This window comes from Duganella alba (assembly GCF_009674495.1).
Classification (GTDB): domain Bacteria; phylum Pseudomonadota; class Gammaproteobacteria; order Burkholderiales; family Burkholderiaceae_D; genus Rugamonas; species Rugamonas alba.
In genome coordinates this window covers 1-15,449 of sequence record NZ_WKJN01000057.1, presented here as the reverse complement: position 1 = coordinate 15,449, position 15,449 = coordinate 1, and the positions used below count along the sequence as shown (strand labels likewise).

Genomic DNA, 15,449 nt, shown 5'->3' with positions numbered 1-15,449 from the left:
AGAACAAGGCGCTGGCCGCCGCGCCGATGGCGATGCGGCCGCCGGCCGGCAGTTGCAGCAGCCAGGCCGCCACATACACGCCGATGGCCGCGCCCAGCGCCGGCACCAGGTAGGGACGCCAGATGCGCCGCCCGGCCTGCTCCCACAGCGCGGCCGCGTCCAGCGCGAAGCCGGCAAACAGCACGGCGTTGGCGATCGGGATGGTCAGCAGGTCCGGCAGGTCGCCGCGGAAATACAACAGGCACCAGGCCAGCGCCTGGCATTGCTTGGCGCGGGCCCAGGTGGCGTGGGCGCCGCGACCATGCGCGCCCTGGCCGGCGCGCCGGGCGCCGGCCGCAAAAAAGAACAGCGCTGCGCACAGGCTCAGATTGCCCAGTGCCAGCGCCAGCAGCAAGGTTTTGATGTCCATGCGCGCAGCCCGTCAGACGCCGGACTCAGACCTCGTGTTCGACGTTGCTGCTGCCGTCGCCCATCTTGCTGGACCAGGCCTGGGTGAAGAAGGCTTTTTCGTCTTCGTTCGGGGCGTCGTGCCAGAACACGATCAGGGTGCCCTTGTGGTCGTGCAGCTGGCTGACTTTCTCGATAAAGCTCTGCTTGCCGGCCAGGTCGGCCAGCGCCGCCACGTAGCCGTAGACGCGGCTCAGGCGTTCCAGGCGGTCCGGCTCGGTGAAGCTGTTGGTGGCGGTAAGCGTAGGGTGGTCTAAAAACATCGTATCTCTCTCCAAGTCGGCCGCCGGAGGGGCTGGCCCGTGCTAACGCCATGCTACTATGATTCCCTATGTAAATCCACATCCCAACAAAACTTGACTCCGCCCACCAACCGCCGTCCGCCGCAAGTCCGCACCGTGGGCGACAAGCGCCTGCTGGAATTCCAGCCCGGCATGGTGCAAAGCGAGATGCGCCTGTCGCGCCCGGACCACCTGGTGCTCAGTTACGTGCGGGCCATGATGTGCTTCGTGCTGTTCCACCCCAAGCCCGAGCACATCGTCATGGTCGGCCTGGGCGGCGGCTCGCTGGCGAAGTTCTGCTACCGCTATCTGCCGCACTGCCGCATCACGGTGCTCGAGCTCGATCCGGCGGTGATCGCGCTGCGCGAGCAGTTCGCCATCCCGCGCGACAACGCCCGCTTCCGCGTGGTGCAGGCCGACGCGGTCGATCATATGCCCAAACTGGCCGGCAGCGCCGACGTGCTGCTGGTCGACGGTTTCGACGCCGAGGGCCTGCCGCCGGCGCTCGGCAGCGCCAGCTTTTACGCCGACTGCCAGCGCGCCCTGCGCCCCGGCGGCGTGCTGGTGGCCAACCTGTTCAGCTACGACCCGCACTATCCGGCCATGGTCAAGCGGCTGCGCGCCGCCTTCCAGGGCCGCATCTGTGCGTTTACTGGCATCGCCGGCAACAACCGCATTGTGTTTGCCGTGCGCGGCGGCGGCCACTCGCCGGCGCTGGCCATGCAGCGCCGCGTGGCGCGCACCGGCGGCCTGGCGCTGCCGCTGCTGAACCGGCTGCTGGCGCACTGGATCGTGCTGCGGCTGCGCTGGGGCTGAGCGGCGCGATGTGGTTATTTGACAAATGGTCTGTCGCCACGGCATGTTTTGTGACACACTAGCCAGCATCACTGCGGTCCCCAGCCCCGCCCGCGCCGAGCCACCCATTCCGGAAAGCGCGCCATGCCGTCTTCCCGCACAACCTCCCGGGTCTCGCTGGCCGCCATCCTGACCTTGCTGACCGGCCTGGCTGTCACGGCCCTGCTGTTCGTCGCCGTCAGCGCGCTGGAATACAGCAAGATGGAACTCAGTTTCCAGCAGCGCGGCCATATGCGCGCGGCCGCCATCCGCCGCGGCATGGACGATACGCTGGAGCTGGTGACCATCCTCAACGGCGTGTTCAAGTCGGTGGGCGTGGTCAGTCGCGAACAGTTCGCCAGCTTTACCCAGCCGCTGCTGGAGCGCTATCCGTTTGTGCAGGCCTTTAATTTCCACCGCGTGCTGGATGACGACGGCGCGCGCGCCTACCAGGCGGCGATGGCGCAGCGCTATCCGGGCTACCAGCTGCACGACGCCGGCAACCTGCCGCTGACGCCGCGCGCGCAGCATGTGATCGTCGATTATCTGGAGCCGATGGAGGGCAACGAGGCCGCCTTCGGCCTCGACGTCGCCTCGATCGCGCCGATGGCGCGCGCCATCGCCGAGGCGGTCGACAGCGGCCAGCCGCGCACCACGCCGCTGATGCGGCTGGCGCAGGAACGCGCCCAGCAGCAGGGCTTTGTCATGATGATCCCGGTGTACCGCGCCGGCGCCGAACTCGGCACGGTGGCGCAGCGCCGCGCGGCCTGGCTCGGCAACACCAGCGCGGTCATCCGCTCCACCGACCTGATCCAGAAGATCCTGCTGGCGGCCGACCTGCTCGACGACCCCGAGCTGCTGGTGCAGGTCTATATCGGCGACGACCTGCGGCCGGCCAACCTGGTCTACACGCGCGGCCGCGCCAGCGACGAGGCGCCGGCGCCGCACTGGCTGCAGCGCTGGCTGGCCTTCGATTACCGCGCGCCCTATGTGCGCACCTTCAGCGCCGCCGGCAAGTCCTGGCATGTGCAGGTGACGCCGCTGGAGCGGCCGTTCCTGCCGCACCACCTGGGCTCGCTGTCGACGCTGCTCGGCGGCCTGCTGTTCTCGCTGCTGACGGCGGCCTTCGTCAACTCGCTGGCGCGGCGCTCGGTGCGGGTGCAGCGGCTGGTGGACGAGCGCACCCACGCGCTCAAACTGAGCAACGACAAGCTGGCCGACGACGTCGCCGCCCGCAAGCGCACCGAGGAAGCCCTGCAGGAAAGCGAGCACCGCTTCCGCCGCCTGCTGGCGCTGTCCTCCGACTGGTACTGGGAGCAGGACGAGCAGTTCCGCTTCACCAACATCACCGGCGGCTTCTTCGACAAGGGCAAGCAGGACCCGCAAGCCTTCCTCGGCAAGACGCGCTGGGAGGCCCAGCCGGACAAGTGGGACAACCGCCAGGGCCGCGAGCACCAGGCCACGCTGGAGGCGCACCTGCCGTTCTCCAACCTCGAGTATGCGCTGCTCGGCGTCGACGGCCAGACCCACTGGTTCATCACCAGCGGCGAGCCGGTGTACGACCGCCGCGGCAAGTTCCGCGGCTACCGCGGCACCGGCACCGAGATCACCGAGCGCAAGCTGGCCGAGCAGCGCATCCAGCACATCGCCCACCACGACGTGCTGACCGGCCTGCCCAACCGCGTGCTGCTGCAGGACCGGCTGGCGCAGGCGGTGGCCTTCGCCAACCGCAGCGGCAAGCCGCTGTGGGTCATGCTGATCGATCTGGACCGCTTCAAGTTCGTCAACGACAGCATGGGCCACAAGGCCGGCGACCAGCTGCTGCAGACGGTGGCGCAGCGCTTGCAGGACAGCGTGCGCGAAAGCGACACGGTGGCGCGGCTGTCGGGGGACGAGTTCGTGGCCATCCTCACCGAATACCCGGAGGAGGCGCTGTCGCACGACGTGGCGCAGCGCATCATGCGCGCCGTGACGCGGCCGGTGATGCTGGAGGGCAAGGAGTTCTTTGTCACCTGCTCGATCGGCGTGGCGGTGTACGGCGCCGACGGCACCTCGGCCCAGCGTTTGATCGAGCACGCCGACATCGCCATGTACCGCGCCAAGAAGCTGGGCCGCAACAACACCCAGTTCTACGAGCCGACCATGAACGAGGAGGCGCGCGAGCGGCTGCGCATCGAGAGCGCGCTGCGCAGCGCGCTGGAGCGCCAGGAGTTCGTGCTGCATTACCAGCCGCAGGTCGACCTGCAGAGCGGCCGCGTGGTCGGCATGGAGGCGCTGCTGCGCTGGCAGCATCCGGAGCTGGGCATGGTGGCGCCGCACCGCTTCATCGGGCTGGCCGAGGAGACCGGGTTAATTGTCGAGATCGGCGCCTGGGTGCTGCGCGAGGCGTGCACCCAGGCGCGCGCCTGGATCGACGCCGGCCATGGCGCGCTGCGCATCGCGGTCAACCTGTCGCCGCGCCAGTTCAGCGAGCCGCAACTGGTCAGTTCGATCGCCGAGGTGCTGCGCCAGACCGGGCTGCCGCCGGCCTGCCTCGACATCGAGCTGACCGAGGGTCTGTTCATGCACGATGTGACGCAGGCGGTGGAGCTGCTGCACAAGCTCAAGTCGCTGGGACTGGCGCTGTCGATCGACGATTTCGGCACCGGCTATTCGAGTTTTTCCTATCTGCGCCATTTCCCCATCGACGTGCTGAAGATCGACCGCTCGTTTGTCAGCGACATCGGCGACGGCGACGAGGCCGCCATCGTGGTGTCGATCATCGCGCTGGCGCACAACCTCAAGTTGCGCGTCATCGCCGAGGGCGTGGAGACCGCCAGCCAGCTCGACTGCCTGCGCCGCAACGGCTGCGACGAGATCCAGGGCTATTACTTCAGCCCGGCGCTGCCGGCTGCGGACTTTGAACAGCTGCTAAGGCAGGGCCGTACTCTGCAGGCACCGCTGGCGCATCCGGCGTGACCGCCTTCGGCCGGCGCTTGCGCGGTTTCGGCGCCAGCATGGTGCCGCTGCAGTTGGCGGCGCCGCAGCGGCAGGCGAAGGCGCGCTTGATGGCCGGCGTGTGGCGGCCTTCGTAGATCAGCGGGTAGGAATAGCTCAGTTCCTCGTCTTGGCGGATGTCGTACAGCGCGTAGATGAAGATGCGGCCGTCCTCTTCCTCGATGGCCTCGCAGTTCGGCTCGCACGAGTGGTTGATGTAGCGCGCTTCGTTGCCGTGGTCGCCGCCGTCGATGACGTTGCCGTTGGCCAGGCTGAAGAAGAAGGTGTGGTTGTGCGGGCCGCCCTGCACCTCGGCGCGCAGCTGCGCCTCGTCCCAGGTGATTTCGCGGCCGCCGTATTCGACGATGCGTTCGCCGGGGGCGATGTCGCGCTGGGCGAATACGCCGTTGCCGTGCACCGACGAGCGTTCGACACGGAAGGCGGGTGGAACTGGCGGGTTTTCTGGTTGGCTGGCGCTGGACATGGCACTCGATAGTATCAACGATTTTTTGATTAAACCACAGCCATCCAGCGGAAACAATCGGATTCCGGTATTTCGCGCACGCGTCGCGCACGCGTCGCTCAGCCGCCGCCCATCAGTTGCCGCATGGCGGGGCAGCGGTCCTCGGCGGCCAGGCCGTTCAGCACGCCCTGGCGGTCCGCCTCCTGGCGGTTCTGGCTGATCTTCCACTTGCCGTCGAGGCGGGCGATGGGGATTTCGACGCCAACGATGGCGCGCAGCTGCGCGGCGATGAAGTCGGCCGGCGCGTCCGCCACGCTCCACGGCCGGGCGCGGGCGCTTTCCTGGCGCGCGGTCATCTCGGTGATCTGTTCGCGCACCCAGGCCGCGTCATCAAGCACCTGCGGCGTGCCGCGCGCCTGCACCATGACGAAGTTCCAGGTCGGCACCACCTTCTCGTGCTCGGCCTTGGACGGATACCAGGACGGCGTGACGTAGCATTCCGGGCCCTGGAACACCACCAGCGCTTCGGCGCCGGCGCGCAGGTCGTCAAGCTGGCGGTTGTTGCGCGCCAGATGGGCGCGCAACACGTCGCCGTGCAGGGTGAACGGGATCAGGTTGGCGTACAGGCCGGCCGCGCCACTGGTGATCAGCGTGGCCAGCGGGTGGCTGTGGATCAGCGCGTGCAGCACTTCAAGGCGTTCTTCCCGGAACATGGCGGGACAGTGCATGAGTTCTCCTTTGTCGCACGGCGTTCCCGCGCAGGCGGGACGGTCAGGTGTCGCTGGGCGGCTTGAACAGGTCTTCGAGGTCGGCGCGCGTGGTCGGCTTGCGCACCACGCCGCGGCGGCCCGTGTATTCCTCTTCGATATTGTCGCGGTAGTAGCTCCACGCCGCGCCGGAGGTCGACAGCTTGCGCCACACCTCGTTGCCGACGCCGGAATAGTCGATGGCGCTGCCGTCGTCGAACTCGACGCGCAGCAGCTTGTCGCGCGTGTCGTAGCCGATGGCCCGCAGTTTTCCCGCATTGATGCGTTTCATTTCCATGCCGGCCTCCGTGGTCGATATTATGTGCTGCCGCGCTGGATCAACTGGAAGCCGGTGTCGTTCAGGCTGGGAACCGCCTTGCCCTCCACCCGGTCCAGGATTGCTTGCGCCGCCATATGTCCGATATTAGCGCCATCCACGCGCACCGTCGATAGCGGCGGATGGGTGCGCGCGGCAAAATTGAGGTCGCCGAAGCCGACCACCGCCAGCTGCCGCGGCACCTCGATGCCGCGCGCGATGGCTTCGGTCAGCACGCCGTGCGCCAAGGTGTCCGAGCTGCACACCACGGCGTCGATGTCGGGATGCCGGGCCAGCAGCAGTTCGGTGCCGTCGCGCCCCAGCCCGAAGGTCGACGGCAGCGGCATGATCTGCAGCGCCGCCACTTCGACGCCGTGCTTGGCCAGGCCGGCCTGCAGGCCCTGGTTGCGGCGCGCCGCGCGCGGGTCCTGCACCGCCAGGATGGCGATGCGGCGGTAGCCGCGCGCCAGCAGGTGCTGGGCGATGGCGTGGCCCACCTCTTCGTGCGAGAAGCCGACCATCATGTCGACCGGCGACGGCGTCAGATCCCAGGTTTCCACCACCGGCACCTGCGACGCCTGCAGGCGCCGGCGGGTGCTGTCGGTGTGCAGCGAGCCGGTCAGGATGACGCCGTCGGGCCGGCGGCTCAGGATGGTCTCGACCAGCAGTTCCTCGCGCCACGCCTCGTAGCTCGACAGGCCCAGCATCACCTGGTAGCCGGCCGCCGTCAGGTGGTCGCTGGCGGCCTGCGCCATGTCGGCGAAGATCGGCGTCGAGATGGTCGGCAGCACCAGCGACACCAGCCGGCTGCGCGACGAGGCCAGCGCGCCGGCCATCATGTTTTTCACGTAGCCGGTCTGCGCCACCGCCGCCTGCACCCTGGCCACGGTGTTGGGCCGCACCAGCTGCGGCTGGTTGAGCGCGCGCGACACCGTGATCGGCGACACGCCGGCCACCTTGGCCACGTCGGCCAGCGTGGCGCCGCTGACCGGCACCTCGCCGCTGGCGGTGCGCAGGGTGCGCAGATCGGTCTTGTCCATGGTATTGATGATAAACAGTGATGTGCCATTGTAGCATCATGCATCATTTTTAATCATTTTATTTTGCTCGAAACAACAGGTTTACCTTGAAATTACTGGGCCAGATGGCTACTATCCGTGATGACAGCGCAATCATTTATGGAGACATCATGACTCAACCAAACACTGACACGCCGCGCATTGTCGCCATGCGCGTCATTCCCGTGGCTGGCCACGACAGCATGCTGCTGAACCTCAGCGGCGCCCATGGCCCCTATTTCACGCGCAACATCGTGATCCTCACCGACAGCCTGGGCAACACCGGCGCCGGCGAGGTGCCGGGCGGCGAGAAGATCCGCCAGACGCTGGAGGACGCCCGCGCGCTGGTGCTGGACCAGCCGATCGGCAACTACCACGCCATCCTCAACGCGGCGCGCGCCGCCTTTGCCGACCGCGACGCCGGCGGCCGCGGCCTGCAGACCTTCGACCTGCGCATCGCCGTGCACGCGGTGACGGCGCTGGAGGCGGCCCTGCTCGACCTGCTGGGCCAGTTCCTCGGCGTGCCGGTGGCGGCCCTGCTGGGCGAGGGCCAGCAGCGCAGCGCGGTGGAGATGCTGGGCTATCTGTTCTATGTTGGCGACCGCAACGCCACCACCCTGCCCTACGCCGCCACGCCGGCCGACGCGCCCGACGCCTGGACCCGCCTGCGCTACGAGGCGGCGCTGACGCCGGAGGCCATCGTGCGGCTGGCCGAGGCGGCCTACGAGCGCTACGGCTTCAACGACTTCAAGCTCAAGGGCGGCGTGTTCCGCGGCGAGGCGGAGATCGAGGCGGTCACCGCCCTCCACGAACGCTTCCCGCAGGCGCGCGTGACGCTCGATCCGAACGGCGGCTGGCTGCTGAAGGATGCGATCCGCCTGTGCCGCGACCAGGGCGATGTGCTGGCCTATGCCGAGGACCCGTGCGGCGCCGAGAACGGCTATTCGGGACGCGAGGTGATGGCCGAGTTCCGCCGCGCCACCGGCCTGCTGACCGCCACCAATATGGTGGCCACCGACTGGCGCGAGATGCGCCACGCGATCCAGCTGCAGTCGGTCGACATTCCGCTGGCCGATCCGCACTTCTGGACCATGCAGGGTTCGGTGCGGGTGGCGCAGATGTGCCATGAATGGGGCCTGACCTGGGGCTCGCATTCGAACAACCACTTCGACATTTCGCTGGCCATGTTCACCCACGTGGCGGCGGCGGCGCCGGGCAACATCACCGCCATCGACACCCACTGGATCTGGCAGGACGGCCAGCATCTGACCAAAAATCCGCTGAAGATCGAAGGCGGCATGGTGCAGGTGCCGACCCGCGGCGGCCTCGGCGTGGAGCTCGACCTGGACGCCATCGAGCGGGCCCACCACCTGTACAACAACATGGGGCTGGGCGCGCGCGACGATGCGGTGGCGATGCAGTTCCTGATTCCGGGCTGGAAGTTCAACAACAAGATGCCTTGCATGGTTCGCTAACAACAGCAATCACAACAAGAACCACAAGGAGACTTATGACTACCATCGCCAGCACCACCGGCGGCGTCGCTGCCGCCCCTACCGTTCTCGACCGGGCCGTCAGCAAGGTCAAGTGGCGCATCCTGCCGCTGTTCGTGGTGATGTTCATCGCCAACTATATCGACCGCGTCAACATCGGCTTCGTGCGCTCGCACCTCGAGCACGACCTCGGCATCGGCGCCGCCGCCTTCGGCTTCGGCGCCGGCATCTTCTTCCTCGCCTATGCGGTGTTCGAGGTGCCGTCCAACATCCTGCAGCAGCGCTTCGGCGCCAAGGCCTGGCTGACCCGCATCATGGCCACCTGGGGCATCGTCGCCACCGGCATGGCCTTTGTGCAGGGAGAGACCTCGTTCTACATCGTGCGCTTCCTGCTCGGCGTGGCCGAGGCCGGCTTCTTCCCGGGGGTGGTGTATTACTTCACGCAGTGGCTGCCGAACAGCGAGCGCGGCAAGGCGATGGCGATCTTCCTCAGCGGCTCGGCATTGGCCTCGGTGATTTCCGGTCCGCTGTCGGGCGCGCTGCTGTCGATCCAGGGCGGCGGCTTCCACGGCTGGCAATGGATGTTCATCCTCGAAGGCCTGGCCTCGGTGGTGCTGTGTTTCGTGGTATGGTTCTTCCTCGACTCGCGGCCGGAAGACGCCAAGTGGCTGAGCAACGAGGAGCGGCGCGAGCTGGCGGCGGTGATCGAGGCGGAACGCAAGGAGCGCGACGCCAAGCGGCCGCAGCACACCAGCATGTTCACGCTGCTGAAGGACAGCCGCATCGCGCTGTTCTGCATCATCTTCTTCGCGATCCAGCTGACCATTTACGGCGCCACGTTCTGGCTGCCGAGCATCATCAAGAAGATGGGCCAGTTCTCGGAATTCGAGATCGGCCTGTTCAACTCGATTCCGTGGATTATCTCGATCGCGGCCATGTATATGTTTGCCACGCTGGCGCAGAAGCACCGCAACCAGCAGGCGTGGGTGGCGGTGGCGCTGATCGTGGCGGCGTGCGGCATGTTTGCCTCGACCACCGGCGGTCCGGTGTTCGCGTTCGTGGCGATCTGCTTTGCGGCGATCGGCTTCAAGGCGGCGTCCTCGCTGTTCTGGCCGATTCCGCAGGGCTACCTCGACAGCCGCATCGCGGCAGCGGTGATCGCGCTGATCAACTCGCTGGGCAACCTGGGCGGCTTTGTGGCGCCGGCCACCTTCGGTTATCTGGAACAGAAGACCGGTTCGATTCAGGGCGGCCTGTATGCGCTGTCAGCAGCGTCGGTGATCGCGGCCGGCCTGATCTTCCTGACGCGCAACCGGCGCTAATCCGGCCACCGGTAGCCCAATACGCTGGCTGCCGGGTAGTGGCGCTCCCGGACTTGTTCCTGCTGAAGTGGACCAAATAGCATAGCCGATGGCAGCGTTCAAGTTAGTCCTGCCGACATTCGGCGGCACGCTGCCAGCGCGTGCTGCCGGGCAGGCGCAGCCAGATGGCTTGCCAGGCATTGCGCGTGCCGCAGCCTTGGCGGTTGGCCAGCCGCGATGGCGTGGTCGGGCCGTTGTCGCTGAGGATTTGTTCGTCTTCCACCCTGGCGTAGAGCGGGCGGCCGCCGTAGATGGCGCGCAGTTCGGTGCCGTTCGGCAGGAACAGCTGCTTCCATTGGTAGCCGCGGCTTGTTGCAGGGCCGCTACCAGGCGCGGACGCTGGCGCGGCCAGCGGCGGCGTGGCTGGCGCTTCGGCCGTTGCACTGTCGGTTAGCTCGCCGTCCTCGCGCCACGGGCAAGGCGCGGCGGGCGTCGTGGCGATCCATTGCTGGATCAGGGCGGAGACTGCCGCTTCGGTTTTGTCGCCGTAGTAGCCTTCGCCGGTGTGTTCTATCAGGGCACAGAACACTTTGCTGGGCAGGTACATGCCGCCGATAGGATGATCAGGGTGGTCCATATTTTCTCCCCTCTAAAACCTCTATTTCCTCTATTTCCTCTATTTCCTCTAAATGACCTCTCTGTTTTAGAGTGAAATCTAGCGAAATAGTTCCATCTCTAGCGTTTTAGAGGTTTTAGAGCTTTTAGAGCCCGAAAAAATAGAGAGGGGGTGTACTCAGTCCTTGGCCAGCGGGCGGACGTATTCCAGCAGGCTAACCAAGGTCTTGCCCGGCTCCTCGAACTGCACCAGATGCGCCGAGTTTTCAAACCAGACGGCGCGCTTGTACGGCGCGCGCACCTTGGCCAGCCAAGCCGCCGTCGGCCCGGACGGCGTGGTGTAGTCGTGCCGGCCCATGAACATCACCACCGGCACCGGGAACCTGGCGACCGGCTTGAAGTCCACCATCAGCCATTCATTGAGCACGCGCTCCAGCGTCAGCAGGCTGCCCTTGTCGATGGCCTGCACCGCCCTGTCGTCATACTCCGGCGACAGCAGGGGCGCGTTGAAATAGTAGGCAAAATCGCCGCGATACGCGGCCAGGCCGCCGTAGTGCTGGGCCCAGGTGCGCTCGACGATGATGCGCTCGCGGGTGATCGGCGTATCGCCCGGATACGGCGCAATGGCCTCCAGCTCCTTGACGGCCTGCCGGTTGCCCTCCCTGCGCGCCTGCGCCAGGGCAAAGTCGAAACTGACCTTTTCATTGTCCAGCATACTGATGACCTGGCCGATGCCGACATAGGCATGGAACAGCTCCGGATGCGCCAGCACCGCGCGCATGCCCACCACCGTGCCCCAGCTATGCCCGACCAGAATCACCTTGCGCTTGCCGTAGCGCCGGGCCACGGCCCGCGCGATCTCGACGGCGTCGTCGACAAACTGGCCGATGCGCAGCGTGGGCCGCACGGCGTCGGCATCGTTGTCCAGATAAGTGCGGCCGGCGCCGCGCTGGTCGTAATTGACCACCGTGAAATACTCTTCCAGCGGACGCTGGTACAGCCACATGGTCGGCGCACTCGGCGAAGCCGGGCCGCCATGCACGAACAACAGCAGCGGATTGCCGCGGTCCTGCCCGCGCGTGTAAATCCACTGATCGATGCCGCCGATATGCAGCGTGAAGTTCTCCTGCACGCCGTTGGGCGCGACAATGCGGCTGACGTCGCCGATGATGTCACGCCCCGCCGGCGCGGCCGCCGCCGCGCGCACGCAGGCCAGCGCACCTGCGGCCAGCAACAGCGCGCGCCGTTTCATTTTTTGCGGTTGCCGTGCACCATCTGGCGCGCCTGCTTGCGCAGCAGCGCCTGCTCCCAGCGCTGCTTCTGCTCTTCCGTCTCGGGCACCAGCTCCGGCACCTTGACCGGCTTGCGGTCCTTGTCCACCGCCACCATCGTGAAGTAGCAGCTGTTGGCGTGGCGCACCAGGCGCTGCTGGATATTCTCGGTCACCACGCGGATGCCGACTTCCATCGACGTGTTGCCGGTGTAGTTGATCGAGGCCAGGAAGGTGACCAGCTCGCCGACGTGGATCGGTTGCAGGAACATCACCTGGTCCACCGACAAGGTCACCACATAGCTGCCCGAATAGCGGCTGGCGCAGGCATAGGCCACGCTGTCGAGATACTTGAGGATGGTGCCGCCGTGGACATTGCCTGAGAAGTTAGCCATATCGGGCGTCATCAGCACGGTCATGCTCAATTCGTGCTCCACCCAGTTCATCGGTTTTTCCATTGCTTCACTCCTAGTTGTGGTGACTCCATGCTAGCCGCTAAGCTTGCCATTCGCAAATACTTATCAAAAAGTGTATGCTTTGCGCTGATCTTGACTAGGAGCGCTCATGAAATGGCACGTTTTGGCCGCCAGCCTGACCCTGATGCTGGGGACGGCCGCGCAGGCCGCCGTCACCGCCGACCAGGTGCAGACCTTCACGCTGGGCAACGGCATGAAATTCATCGTGCTCGAATCGCACGGCATCCCCAACGCCAATATGTACACCTTCTGGAAGGTCGGCTCGCGCAACGAGGCGCCCGGCATCACCGGCCTGTCGCACTTCTTCGAGCACATGATGTTCAACGGCTCCCAACACTTCGGCCCGAAAATGTTCGACCGCACCATGGAAGCCAAGGGCGGCTCCAACAACGCCTACACCAGCAACGACGTCACCGTGTACCAGGACTGGTTCCCGGCCACTTCGCTGGAGACCATCTTCACGCTCGAAAGCGACCGCATCGCCCACCTCAGCATCGATCCGAAGATGGTGGCCAGCGAGCGCGGCGTGGTGCTGTCCGAGCGCAGCACCGGGCTGGAAAACTCCAACCTGCGCCTGCTCAACGAGGAAGTCAACAGCGTCGCCTTTTCGGCGCACCCATATTCGTGGCCGGTGATCGGCCACGAATCCGACATCAAGGCCTGGACGCAGGCGGACCTGGAACACTACTTCCACACCTACTACGCGCCGAACAACGCGGTGGCGGTGATCGTCGGCGACGTCAAGGCCGACGCGGTCAAGCAGCTGGCCACCAAATACTTCGGCGCCATTCCGAAGCGCGCGCTGCCGCCGGCCGTGCGCACCGTCGAGCCGCCGCAGAGCGGCGAGCGGCGCGTGTTCGTCGCCAAGGCATCGGCCAGCTCGCCGAATCTGACCATCGCCTACAAGATCCCGCAGGCCGGCAATCCCGACTACTATGCGCTTGAAGTGCTGCAGAGCATACTGGCCGACGGCAAGACCTCGCGCCTGTACAAGGCGCTGGTCGAGAAGCAGCTGGCCACGCGCGTCAACGCCAGCAGCCTGGACGGCTTCGATCCGGGCCTGCTGTATTTGTCCGCCGTGGCGGCCACCAAGGTGGAGCCGGCCGCACTGGAACAGGCGCTGCTGGCCGAGGTCGACCTGCTGGTCAAGGACGGCGTGACGGCCGAGGAACTGCAAAAGGTGAAAAACCAGAAGCTGGTCAACCTGTACCGCGAGCAGGAAACCATCAACGGCAAGGCCCAGCAACTGGGCAACTACGAAGTGTTCTTCGGCGACTACAAAAAGCTGTTCGACGCCCCCGCCGCCTACGAAAACCTGACGCCGGCCGCGATCCAGGCCGTCGCCGCCAAATACCTGAAGAAATCGCAGCGCACGGTCGGCGTGCTGGCCGCGAAGGAGGATTGACCGCATGAGAATAACCACCATCGCCGGCGCCGTGCTCGGCGCCACGCTGGCCGCCGGTGCAGCACCCACGGCAGCCGCCGAATTCCGCCTGCCCGAATTCGACACCATCCAGCTACCCAACGGCCTGACCGTGTACCTGATGGAGCGCCACGACGTGCCGCTGATCGCGGTGCGCGCCGTGGTCAAGGCCGGCGCCGTCCACGACGGCGCCCAGCCCGGCCTGTCCAGCCTGACCGGCGACGCCCTGCTGCTCGGCACCGCGGCGCACGACAAGGCCAGCCTCGACCAGGCCTTCGACTACCGCGGCGCGCGCCTGGCCGGCGGCGCCGGCGCCGAGGCCAGCACGCTGCAGGCCAACTTCGCCCGCGCCGACAGCGCCGCGCTGCTGCCGCTGTTCGCCGAAATCGTCCAGCAGCCGAGCTTTGACGAGGCCGAACTGAACAAGCTGCGCACGCGCAAGGTCACCGCCATCCGTCAGGCCAAGGAAGCGCCGCGCAACGTGATGCAGACCTACTACCGCGCCATGCTGTTCGGCGACCGCCCGTACGGCATCCCGGCCAGCGGCACCATCGGCAGCGTCGGCGCGCTGCGGCAGGCCGACGTGCAGCGCTACTACCAGCGCTACTACCGCCCCGACAACGCCGCCGTCATCGTGGTCGGCGACTTCCAGACGACCGCCATGCGGCGCCAGATCGAAAGCCTGTTCGGCGCTTGGCGGGCCAGCGGCCCGGCGCCGGCCGCGCAGGACAACGGCAAGGTGCAGGCCGCGCAGGCGCGCGTGCTGCTGGTCAACAAGGCGGACGCCACCGAAACCACCTTCCTGATCGGCGGCGCCGGCATCGCCCGCAACGACCCCGACTACGTGCAGCTGCAAGTGGTCAACACCGTGCTGGGCGGCCGCTTCACCTCGTGGCTCAACGACGAACTGCGCGTCAACTCCGGCCTGACCTACGGCGCCAGCAGCCAGTTCGCCACGCTGTCGCAGACCGGCACCTTCGCCATCAGCAGCTTCACCGCGCTGCCGAAGACCGCCGCGGCGCTGGCATTGGCGCACCAGACCTACCGGCGGCTGTGGGAGCAAGGTATCGACGCGGCCACGCTGGACTCGGCCAAGGCCTACGTCAAGGGCCAGTTCCCGCCGCGCTACGAAACCAGCGAACAGCTGGCCGGCCTGCTGGGCGACATGTACGCCAACCAGGTGGGGCGCGAACAGCTCGACAACTTCACCCGCGACGTCGACAGCCTGACGCCGGCCAGGGCCAAGACGCTGATCGAACGCCACTTCCCGCGCGACAAGCTGCAGACCGTGCTGGTCGGCAAAGCCGACGCCATCCGCGACATCGCCAAGAGCTACGGCGAGGTCACCGAGCTCGACATCACTGCGGACGGCTTTCGGTAAGCAGCTGCGCGATGTCCCCGGCCACGCCGGGGCAGGCGGCCAGCACCTGGTCGAGCGGCGCCCAGGCGGCGCCATCCTGTTTCAGGGCCTGCTCCGCCTGCTGCGCCAGCAGCGCCAGCTGGTCGGCGCCGACGGTGCCGGCCAGTCCCTTCAGCGTGTGCAGCGCCGGCAAGGCGGCGGCGCCGTTCTGTTCTTCGCGGGCGCGCTGCAATTGCGCCGTCAGCTTCGCGGCCTCGGTGACGAAGCTGCCCAGCGCGATCTGGTAAATCGACTCCAGCCCGCCCAGCCGCTTGAGCGCCGCCGCGCGGTTCAACCCCGCCGCCGGCAGCGGCGCCGACGCGGCGGTGCCGGCGGTGACGGTTGCGCTGA

Annotated in this window: 15 protein-coding genes and 1 pseudogene; 6 read left to right on the top strand and 10 right to left on the bottom strand. The window is 66.8% G+C overall.

Annotated elements, in window-relative coordinates:
* Positions 1 to 409, bottom strand: a pseudogene (locus GJ695_RS28435) (GGDEF domain-containing protein); the annotation flags it as partial.
* Positions 410 to 434: 25 nt separating this feature from the next.
* Positions 435 to 710: a hypothetical protein gene (locus GJ695_RS28430; protein WP_154358552.1), complete on the bottom strand. Its 276-nt coding sequence runs from the start codon at positions 708 to 710 to the stop codon at positions 435 to 437.
* Between the two features lie 93 nt (positions 711 to 803).
* Between GJ695_RS28430 and GJ695_RS28425 the strand changes: the two genes are divergently transcribed.
* Both GJ695_RS28425 and GJ695_RS28420 read left to right on the top strand, forming a co-directional pair.
* Complete coding sequence (locus GJ695_RS28425) at positions 804 to 1,544, top strand: spermine/spermidine synthase domain-containing protein (RefSeq protein ID WP_154370460.1); 741 nt, start codon at positions 804 to 806, stop codon at positions 1,542 to 1,544.
* Between the two features lie 123 nt (positions 1,545 to 1,667).
* Positions 1,668 to 4,520, top strand: a complete 2,853-nt coding sequence (locus GJ695_RS28420; protein WP_154370459.1) for a bifunctional diguanylate cyclase/phosphodiesterase — start codon at positions 1,668 to 1,670, stop codon at positions 4,518 to 4,520.
* On the opposite strand, the gene GJ695_RS28415 is transcribed toward GJ695_RS28420, so the two are convergent.
* The 4 genes from GJ695_RS28415 to GJ695_RS28400 form a co-directional block, all read right to left on the bottom strand.
* Positions 4,435 to 5,022: an SET domain-containing protein gene (locus GJ695_RS28415; protein WP_154370458.1), complete on the bottom strand. Its 588-nt coding sequence runs from the start codon at positions 5,020 to 5,022 to the stop codon at positions 4,435 to 4,437. The two genes, GJ695_RS28420 and GJ695_RS28415, sit on opposite strands and share 86 nt — an antisense overlap.
* A 98-nt stretch (positions 5,023 to 5,120) precedes the next feature.
* Positions 5,121 to 5,729, bottom strand: coding sequence for an FMN-binding negative transcriptional regulator (locus GJ695_RS28410; protein ID WP_154370457.1), 609 nt, complete (start codon positions 5,727 to 5,729; stop codon positions 5,121 to 5,123).
* A gap of 43 nt (positions 5,730 to 5,772) precedes the next feature.
* The gene (locus GJ695_RS28405) at positions 5,773 to 6,045 is read right to left on the bottom strand and encodes a KTSC domain-containing protein (RefSeq protein ID WP_154370456.1); all 273 of its coding nucleotides are present in this window, start codon (positions 6,043 to 6,045) and stop codon (positions 5,773 to 5,775) included.
* Between the two features lie 20 nt (positions 6,046 to 6,065).
* On the bottom strand, positions 6,066 to 7,103 hold the full coding sequence (locus GJ695_RS28400) for a LacI family DNA-binding transcriptional regulator (RefSeq protein ID WP_154370455.1): 1,038 nt from the start codon (positions 7,101 to 7,103) through the stop codon (positions 6,066 to 6,068).
* A gap of 149 nt (positions 7,104 to 7,252) precedes the next feature.
* On the opposite strand from GJ695_RS28400, the gene gudD reads away from it, so the two are divergent.
* Together gudD and GJ695_RS28390 are read left to right on the top strand one after the other, a co-directional pair.
* A complete protein-coding gene (gene gudD, locus GJ695_RS28395) occupies positions 7,253 to 8,596 on the top strand; it encodes a glucarate dehydratase (RefSeq protein WP_154370454.1) in 1,344 nt (447 codons plus the stop codon).
* 35 nt (positions 8,597 to 8,631) lie between these two features.
* Positions 8,632 to 9,936, top strand: coding sequence for an MFS transporter (locus tag GJ695_RS28390; RefSeq protein WP_154370453.1), 1,305 nt, complete (start codon positions 8,632 to 8,634; stop codon positions 9,934 to 9,936).
* A 103-nt stretch (positions 9,937 to 10,039) separates the two neighbouring features.
* Here the strand turns inward: GJ695_RS28390 and GJ695_RS28385 are convergent, their stop codons facing one another.
* From GJ695_RS28385 to GJ695_RS28375, 3 genes are all read right to left on the bottom strand, one after another.
* The gene (locus GJ695_RS28385; RefSeq protein ID WP_229260455.1) at positions 10,040 to 10,552 is read right to left on the bottom strand and encodes a hypothetical protein; all 513 of its coding nucleotides are present in this window, start codon (positions 10,550 to 10,552) and stop codon (positions 10,040 to 10,042) included.
* A 156-nt stretch (positions 10,553 to 10,708) separates the two neighbouring features.
* Positions 10,709 to 11,782 (bottom strand): alpha/beta hydrolase, encoded by a 1,074-nt coding sequence (locus GJ695_RS28380; protein ID WP_154370452.1) that lies wholly within the window; start codon positions 11,780 to 11,782, stop codon positions 10,709 to 10,711.
* The gene (locus GJ695_RS28375; RefSeq protein WP_503826184.1) at positions 11,779 to 12,258 is read right to left on the bottom strand and encodes an acyl-CoA thioesterase; all 480 of its coding nucleotides are present in this window, start codon (positions 12,256 to 12,258) and stop codon (positions 11,779 to 11,781) included. Before GJ695_RS28375 ends, GJ695_RS28380 begins: the two co-directional genes overlap by 4 nt.
* 106 nt (positions 12,259 to 12,364) lie before the next feature.
* On the opposite strand from GJ695_RS28375, the gene GJ695_RS28370 reads away from it, so the two are divergent.
* Positions 12,365 to 13,681, top strand: coding sequence for a M16 family metallopeptidase (locus GJ695_RS28370; RefSeq protein ID WP_154370451.1), 1,317 nt, complete (start codon positions 12,365 to 12,367; stop codon positions 13,679 to 13,681).
* A 4-nt stretch (positions 13,682 to 13,685) separates the two neighbouring features.
* Positions 13,686 to 15,080: a M16 family metallopeptidase gene (locus tag GJ695_RS28365; RefSeq protein ID WP_154370450.1), complete on the top strand. Its 1,395-nt coding sequence runs from the start codon at positions 13,686 to 13,688 to the stop codon at positions 15,078 to 15,080.
* On the opposite strand, the gene GJ695_RS28360 is transcribed toward GJ695_RS28365, so the two are convergent.
* On the bottom strand, positions 15,058 to 15,449 hold a 392-nt coding region (locus tag GJ695_RS28360), incomplete at its 5' end, for an Hpt domain-containing protein (protein WP_208024209.1). The genes GJ695_RS28365 and GJ695_RS28360 overlap by 23 nt on opposite strands.